The organism is Thermoactinomyces intermedius, from assembly GCF_013912365.1.
Taxonomy (GTDB): domain Bacteria; phylum Bacillota; class Bacilli; order Thermoactinomycetales; family Thermoactinomycetaceae; genus Thermoactinomyces; species Thermoactinomyces intermedius.
Map to the genome: position 1 here is coordinate 45,653 of NZ_JACETT010000010.1, position 7,759 is coordinate 53,411.

9 protein-coding genes and 1 pseudogene are annotated in these 7,759 nt (G+C 43.1%); 3 read left to right on the plus strand and 7 right to left on the minus strand.

What is annotated here, in order from left to right; genetic code table 11:
• The first annotated feature begins 3 nt into the window (after positions 1 to 3).
• Both gnd and H1R82_RS03220 read left to right on the plus strand, forming a co-directional pair.
• A complete protein-coding gene (gene gnd, locus H1R82_RS03215) occupies positions 4 to 1,446 on the plus strand; it encodes a decarboxylating NADP(+)-dependent phosphogluconate dehydrogenase (RefSeq protein ID WP_181732917.1) in 1,443 nt (480 codons plus the stop codon).
• Between the two features lie 161 nt (positions 1,447 to 1,607).
• Positions 1,608 to 1,916, plus strand: a pseudogene (locus H1R82_RS03220) (ASCH domain-containing protein); the annotation flags it as partial.
• Positions 1,917 to 2,104: 188 nt separating this feature from the next.
• Here the strand turns inward: H1R82_RS03220 and H1R82_RS03225 are convergent.
• The 7 genes from H1R82_RS03225 to H1R82_RS14570 form a co-directional block, all read right to left on the minus strand.
• Positions 2,105 to 2,845 carry a hypothetical protein gene (locus H1R82_RS03225; protein WP_181732916.1) on the minus strand — a complete coding sequence of 247 codons (741 nt, stop codon included), beginning with the start codon at positions 2,843 to 2,845 and terminating at the stop codon, positions 2,105 to 2,107.
• Positions 2,846 to 2,860: 15 nt separating this feature from the next.
• Positions 2,861 to 4,216: a Tle-like phospholipase domain-containing protein gene (locus H1R82_RS03230; protein WP_181732915.1), complete on the minus strand. Its 1,356-nt coding sequence runs from the start codon at positions 4,214 to 4,216 to the stop codon at positions 2,861 to 2,863.
• A 415-nt stretch (positions 4,217 to 4,631) separates the two neighbouring features.
• The gene (locus tag H1R82_RS03235) at positions 4,632 to 5,549 is read right to left on the minus strand and encodes an ADP-ribosylglycohydrolase family protein (RefSeq protein WP_181732914.1); all 918 of its coding nucleotides are present in this window, start codon (positions 5,547 to 5,549) and stop codon (positions 4,632 to 4,634) included.
• Between the two features lie 101 nt (positions 5,550 to 5,650).
• The gene (locus tag H1R82_RS03240; protein WP_181732913.1) at positions 5,651 to 5,884 is read right to left on the minus strand and encodes a GNAT family N-acetyltransferase; all 234 of its coding nucleotides are present in this window, start codon (positions 5,882 to 5,884) and stop codon (positions 5,651 to 5,653) included.
• A 319-nt stretch (positions 5,885 to 6,203) separates the two neighbouring features.
• A complete protein-coding gene (locus H1R82_RS03245) occupies positions 6,204 to 6,410 on the minus strand; it encodes a hypothetical protein (protein WP_181732912.1) in 207 nt (68 codons plus the stop codon).
• Positions 6,411 to 6,500: 90 nt separating this feature from the next.
• On the minus strand, positions 6,501 to 7,079 hold the full coding sequence (locus H1R82_RS03250; protein WP_037996599.1) for a hypothetical protein: 579 nt from the start codon (positions 7,077 to 7,079) through the stop codon (positions 6,501 to 6,503).
• A gap of 100 nt (positions 7,080 to 7,179) precedes the next feature.
• Positions 7,180 to 7,308: a hypothetical protein gene (locus H1R82_RS14570; protein WP_255516922.1), complete on the minus strand. Its 129-nt coding sequence runs from the start codon at positions 7,306 to 7,308 to the stop codon at positions 7,180 to 7,182.
• A gap of 227 nt (positions 7,309 to 7,535) precedes the next feature.
• Here H1R82_RS14570 and H1R82_RS03255 point away from each other — a divergent pair.
• On the plus strand, positions 7,536 to 7,759 hold a 224-nt coding region (locus H1R82_RS03255; protein ID WP_181821588.1), incomplete at its 3' end, for a hypothetical protein.

The following is a 7,759-nucleotide window of genomic DNA, read 5'->3' on the forward strand; positions in this document are numbered from 1 at the left end:
CCAATGAAGAACAGCATAGGTGTTTATGGTTTAGGTGTGATGGGGTCCAATTTGGCCCGAAACATGGCCAATCACGGAGAAAATGTCGCCGTCTACAACTACACGCCGGATCTGACCGACCAATTTGTCAGCCGACATGCACACAGCCGGATCGAGGCTTATTATGAACTGGAACCCTTTGTCCGTTCCTTAAAAAGCCCGCGCAAAATCTTTCTGATGGTATCCGCCGGGGCGGCAGTCGATTCCGTCATCGAATCCCTTCTTCCTCTTTTGGATCAAGGGGATATCATCATGGACGGCGGAAACTCCGACTTCCATGATTCCAACCGGAGATACCGGGCTTTAAAAGAACGGGGAATCCATTTTATCAGTGTTGGCGTCTCCGGCGGGGAAGAAGGCGCATTGAACGGTCCGGCGCTGATGCCAAGCGGCGACCAAGAAGCTTACCGTCAAGTGGCCCCGATCCTGGAAAAAATCGCTGCACAAGTCGACGGCAAACCCTGCTGCACCTACATCGGCCCTGAAGGCTCGGGGCATTATGTGAAAATGGTGCATAACGGAATCGAATATGCAGACATGCAATTGATTGCCGAAGCTTGGCAATTCCTCCATCAAATCGTCGGCCTTTCCATCCCGGAAACCGCCGGCGTATTTAAGTCCTGGAATGAATCGGAACTAAAAAGCAACCTGATCGAAATCACCGCAGAGATCCTTTCCAAAACCGATCAGGAAACGGGAAAACCGATGGTGGAAGTCATTCTGGACAAAGCCGGACAAAAAGGGACAGGAAAATGGTCCAGCCAAGAAGCGTTAAACCTCGGAGTTCCTTCCACCATCATGACCGAATCCGTATTTGCAAGATTCTTGTCTTCCTTAAAAGAAGATAGAGTCCAAGCCGAATCCCTTTTGGAAGGACCTTCCCCCTCGGGAGAAGAAATGGACAAGGATTACTGGATAAAGCAGGTAAAAGAAGCTCTCTTTATGGGAAAAATCTGCGCTTATGCCCAGGGCTTCCAGCAATATAAAACCGCTTCTGAGCAATACGGCTGGTCCCTCCAATTAGGGGACATCGCCCTGATCTTCCGCGGCGGATGCATTATACGGGCCGACTTTTTAAATCACATTTCCGATGCCTATCAAGAAAACAAAGATTTGTCCAACCTGCTTTTGGCTCCTTATTTCTTGGAAAAAACCAACCGCTATCAGGCATCATTGCGGAATGTGGTCATGAAAGGATTTGAAAGCGGTTTGCCGTTGCCGTGTCTCAGTTCCGCCCTCGCCTTTTACGACGGCTACCGGTCCGCAAGAAGCGGTGCCAACTTGATCCAAGCCCAACGGGACTACTTCGGCGCACACGGATTCGAACGCATCGACCAACAAGGAACCTTCCATGCCCGCTGGCTGGAACCGGAAACCGTCACAACATCCGTAAAAGTAAACAAATAAGAGGCAAAAAACCCCCGAACAAATAAAGATCGTCGGGGGTTTTTCTTCATCATCTCCTAACTTGGAAGCCGAATGTCCTTCTCACTCTCCCGTTTACCGTTAAACTTTCCCTCTTGATAAGCCTATGAATCAGGCAGCTCGAAACGACTTGGAAGAATATTTCCGCACTCATTTTTTATGAGTTGGCGAAGGAACCCCTGCCATCCACCGGGGATGACAGCATTATTTTAAGCAAAGATGAACCTGTCGCGATCATCCAAACCATTGATGTGAAAATCATGCCGATGAACGAAGTTCCTGAGGACTTTGCCATTGCAGAAGGGGAAGAAGACCGAACCTATCAATATTGGAAAGAAACGCATGAAAAATTTTTTCAAGAGGAATTGAGGAAAATTGGACGGGAATTTTCAGAAGGTCTGTTGCTGGTCTGTGAGCGATTCAAGTTGATCGATGCATTGAAGAAAACATAATGTTTTCAATACAACCCCGGAAAAATGCCCCTTATCCCTGAACTAAAACCAAAAAATGGAAAATCCCCACCGGATTATGAGATTATCAATCCTCGTCATACAAATCAGGTGAAAACGAACAACAGCATCATACAGAAGATAAAAAAGATGGACAGACTGAAATTCCCTATCTGTCCATCTCCTTTCTGTTAATGTTTAATGACCGTTTTATACTGATCCAAGTTGAGATGATTTATATCCACTTTTTGGATGTCATCAATTTTGATATTGTAGCGGTATAACGTATAATCGCTCTCTTCTACATGATTTGATGCAGATTTCAGTTCATCATCTGCAACAAAAATAGTGATTAAAACTCTATTGAAATTCATTGCCTTGATTTCCTTTAAAAAATCTTTAATTCCCGTTTCATATTGACCATTATTCTCATAAATTCTTCCTCTCCAATGAAATAAATAGTCCTTATCTCCGCCGTTTTTCAGCACTTCAAAGACGGACGGGACATCTCCGGTGTATTTGCTTTTTTTTGCCCCGTTTGAATAAGATATCGTTTTGATTTCCCTGATATCCATCATCCTTTCCGACAGCGACTTGATCTCCGGTTCCAATTCCTCATCCCATAATGTGAGAACATAATCATCTTTGATTCCATCCGGCGGCAGCCAGTACACCGTAATTTCTGTGTCCTTTCCGTCTTTCACTTTTCCCGTGATAAAACAACTTGCTCCAAACTTACTCACACATTCTACTTTTGTTACTTCAAATTCCTTGTTATAAGTCTCTTTTATATGCTGGATTGCTTTTTCTTTGAGCTCTTCTTCTCCCACTTGGTTCACTTCCTTTGTTGTGTCGGTTGATTCACCCTGACATCCTGCCAAGAGCAAGACAAGCATACTCGCTACTAAGATCCATGTATTTCGAAACCTCACAATCGGGTCACTCCTTTATCTTTCTACAATATTTCCATTCTCTCCATACAAATCAGGAATTGGTGAATCCACATCCACATACTCCCCTTTCTCACGATCATAGCTTGTGAAATTGGAGATACCGTGACTTTTTATGCCAAAGCCCAGCTGATTATCCAAACCTTCATCTTTTTCTACTCGGCCATCTGATTCAATGTCATATGTTTTTCCGGGACGATACCCCAATGAGCCTACCAGATCATCATCATAACGGTAATTTCGAATCAATTTGTCGTATGTACCGGCTTTCTCATTGGCTTCTTCTGCCCGAAGTTGGGGATCAAGCATATTTTCTACATAACCTGCAGCCGTACTTCCGACGGCCCCACCCACGACTCCAACCGGACCACCGCCAGCACCTCGTACAGCACCTGCCAGCGTTGTTACATTGACATTTGGGAACAGATTTTTTCCCGGAGCATTAAAGGTAATTGCTGGAACCCGGTATTTGATGGCGCAATCTGCGGCCAGATACCCTCCAAGGGAATGACCGGTAAGAACTTTTTCATAATCCCTATAATCAGGATTGTTTAATATTTTCTCAACATACTTTCGGGCTTCGATTGCCTGCAGATTTATACGATCGTTTCCAAAAGCAATGGGACCATCACCAATTACAATATCTTCCCATTTTGGTTCGGTACCTCTGAAAGCAATAATCATTTCATTTGTATGATCATTAACAAACACATGCGCTTGCAATCCATTGGGCAAATCGAGATATAAATCTTCCTCTTCCACCCATTCTTCACCTAAAGTGGTTTTAATATTTCTCTCAGATATCACATCCAAGTATGTCAAGTCTGCCGCATGTGCCAGTTCCTTGTCGGTCGTATCAATTGTATGAATGGTACCATGAGGATAATCATAACGAATTCCCAGCAAATTCTTAACCCATTGCTTTGCACCACTGTATGCTGACTGAACCCCGCTTTTGATCTGTTGCCCATATTTGCGAAATATCGCCGAAATGGCAGCAGCCCCCAGAGCTATTGCACCTGCGACCTTGCCTGTTTTAGAGGTCACCCAGTTCCAGACACCTTTTGCCTTTGATACAATCCAATCTGATGCTTTCTTTATTCCTGACTTTCCCTTTTCCCATGTACTAGAAAAAAAGTCTCTCACTTTATCAAAAAAACCTTTTTCCTGTTTTGTCTCTGAAACGGATATCTCTTTGGCAGGAGCCGGACCTGGTTTTACTTGATTAAAGTCATCATTTACACTGGGAATTTCAAAGCTTCCTCCCTTGGTCGCCCCGACAGGTTGAATGCCAATAAAACTTACAATCAAAATAAGAAAGAGAATGACACTCCCCTGATGTAAAAATTTCATTTTATCACCGTTTCACCTCTTTTGAAGAACGAACTTTTACTCGGCACATAGAAGTTAACGATTATGGCTTCCACTTAATTTTTCGCTATTATATAAATATTATATTTTATAATCAATCTGATTTTATTTTGTATATTCAAAAAATGGATAACGCCAAAAACATTGTAATTCGTTTAGAGAGATGATGTATTTTCTTTTTAATTTAGAAGAATTTAGATTAGATTCTTTCTTTCCGCTGTCATCAATGAGATCAATTTTACACTATTTAATAAAATACAGCGTTCAACCAGTGTTTCTTTAAAATATATTTCCTTTCCTTTTAAAATCGCGTTAAATGATCTGTCTTAAATGGAAAACAAAAAACCCGAACCATGATTCATATTGTTCGGGTTTCATCTGCTGCAAGCATCCATATTTAAGATCCCGGAGTTGCAGAAAAGCTTTCCGATGAAATGTTTTCCATTTCGTTTTGCCGAACTTGCCAAAGTTGTTCAGCCAAGGATTCAAGCTCATCTTTGATTAAAATCGCTTCTTTATACTCCCGAGAAATGGCCTCAAATCCCCAGTAAAGACCTGCCAATCCGCCGGCGATGGCTCCAATGGTATCCGAATCCCCTCCCAGATTGGCCGCCTCCTGAACGACTTCTTCAAAAGAGGAAGCATTCCATAACAGATGCAATACCCATTTGAGGGTGTTTTCCACATAACCATTGGGCGGAACCTGAGGTTTCTCGTGAATGGATTCATCATAGCGGGTGTCCCGGATCTCCTCTTCTATCGCCGATGTCAGGGATTCCCCGGAAAGAACCCGGTAAGCAATGCAGTTATACAACACACATGCTTCCGAGGCCAGATCATCATAATGCGTCATTTTGGATTGCAAGCGGCTGATTTCCATGATTTTGGCTTGATCGCTGTACATGAGGGCAACCGGCAAACAACGCATCAAAGTCCCATTTCCTGCACTTCTTCCGCTTAGCACTTGATGTGCCTTTTCCGCTGCATCAAACCAGTCTCCGTCATAACAATCATAAGTCGTGCGAAGAATATTTCCGATATCTCGGGGACTCGATTCAACCCACTGTTTGATCTCATCCCCAATCCTTGCCACCGGATTGGCAGGGTTTTTCACCAACCCGTTGGCAACCGCCATGGTCATCGCCGTATCATCCGTTGTTTCCCCCGGCTCCAAACCCAGCCAGCCTCCGCCGATGATTTCCGTCAAGTAGCCATATTTCTCTTCAATTTCCCCCCGGCTCATAAATTCCGTTGTCGCCCCCAACGCATCCCCGATCGCCACTCCGAATAAACCACCTTTGATCTTATCCAGCATCATCATAACTCCCTAAGCAAGACTAAAAATCTCACTATCCATTTTATCGCAGAGCAAGCATTTCCACATGTTTATTTGGCATGAGTCCTGTGACAAATCCTTTAAATCAAAATGTCTGTTGTCATCCTGATCGTTTTCAAATCATATCCGAAAAAAGGCTCTTTATATTCTTCCACCGCTTGAAATTCCCTGGCTTTATAAAAGCGGATCCCCGTTTTATTTCCGGCTTCCACATCGACCGTCCATTCTTTTAGATTCTTCAAAGCCTGGGCCAAAAGCATTGTCCCGATGCCTTGTCCCTGGGATTCAGGAAACACATAAATCGCATCGATCACCGACGTCCTCTCTTATTGCGTCACCTGAATAAAGCCGGAAACTTTTCCTTTCGCTTCAGCCACCCAAAAGATGGATTCCCCCATTCGCCGCTTCAGCTTTTCGTCGGAATAAGCCACCGAGAACTGCTAACGAACCGGCTCCAGAATCAAGTTTTCATACGTATGATGCCAAGCAACCCGGGCAATCTCACGAATCGCACCAATATCTGAAAGAACTGCCGGCCGAATATGAACTGTCACCTTGTCACCACCTTGAGCCTTAACTTAAGGAACCGCCCTTTTTGCCGCGAATGGCTCTCTCACTCACAGACACACCATTCTAACTGCAAAACCAAATAAACTTATCCCATTCATCATCACTTAAGTAAAAACCGTCCGCTCTTTGCTCAAACGTGATATTCTTTTTCTCCATGCATGGAACATGGGCCGACAAATCCCCCCGATTGGTCATTTTTTCTTCAGAACAACCTGCCACTCCCGTCAGCAGGAACGTACATACCAAGATCATCGATACTTTTTTCAACATCACATCGTTCCCCCATGTTGTTCTCGTGAAGCTGCTGTCATCCGTCACATGATAACATACCGACGCCGGGGGAACTCCCAAGCGATCGCTTTATACAGTCACAAAGCCGCTTTTTTTCATTATGTATTCGTGAAACTCCGTAAGCCCTTGGTAATCATCAACCGGCACTGGTATGCGCGGTTCCAAACCGATGCGGATATACATGCCGTCTTCTTTTGCTTCTTCGTACGGATACCTTTTAAGCAACCACAACGCATTTTCCTTGAAATCCGCGATATCCGAAGCAAACGAGCATCCGCTGTAAATCATACCGATTTTTCTGCTTTTCATTTGTTGATACGCTTGAGTGTTTCCTTTTCTTTTTTCCCTCATCATTTGGACATAAAAACCGACAGCTCGCGGCGGGAATCCCAAAGTCATCCCCAAAATGCGGTCTGTGTCCGCTAACGAAAAAGTGCTTTGTTTCAACTCTTCTTCAAACCGGTGACGCATGAAGTCGGTTTGAAAAAACAAATAAAACCGGTTACCGGACAATAAGTCGTAATCACGATGACTCACATGCGGATAGTTCGCCAATAAAAAATTCAAGTGCTTTGTCGTCTGTTTCAAGCCGAGTATTTCCAAAAATGCAGGCTTGTATCCCTTTAAAAAAGCATCTGCCGTTTTCAATGGACTTTGACTCCTTCAATGGATGTTGCTAATACTTATTCCACAGGATCATTCTTATTACCTTGGTATAAAAAGAAAACTCCCGCTGTGCGGGAACAACTCATCCCTCATATTCTTCATAATCACATTCGTCACAAACCACATATCCGTCTATGGTTTTATGCAGCTTCCCTTCTCCACAACGGGGACATGTTTTCAAACCGGGGCTTATCTCTTGAAAACGGCTCACGCCAACACACCTCCTCCTTTATTATATATAAAATTCAATCATTTCTGTATATTATTAATAAACTTGGAGAAGATTTGAATAAGACGCGACCCAATTATCAATCTGTAATTGGTATAAAAATAAGAATAACAATAAAAATCAAATTAAATATCATCTATATAAAACTCTTGAATATTTTTATAAATCTAGTGATAATAGAATTAATTAAGTGTAAAGGAGATTAATATATGAAAAAAATTTTTATGTTATTCACATTACTAACACTAACAATTAGCTCTTTCATTCCTTCTTACAGCCATGCAGCAGGAATTAAAATGAGTGATGCAGAGCTGGACAGTACATATGAGGTAGTTGATGGAGATGAACTAGTAACAAACTTGCCGAGCACTGGGGAAAGCCTAACACTAGAACAACTCTTTCAACAATACAATTTAGAACCCGCAACTAATAT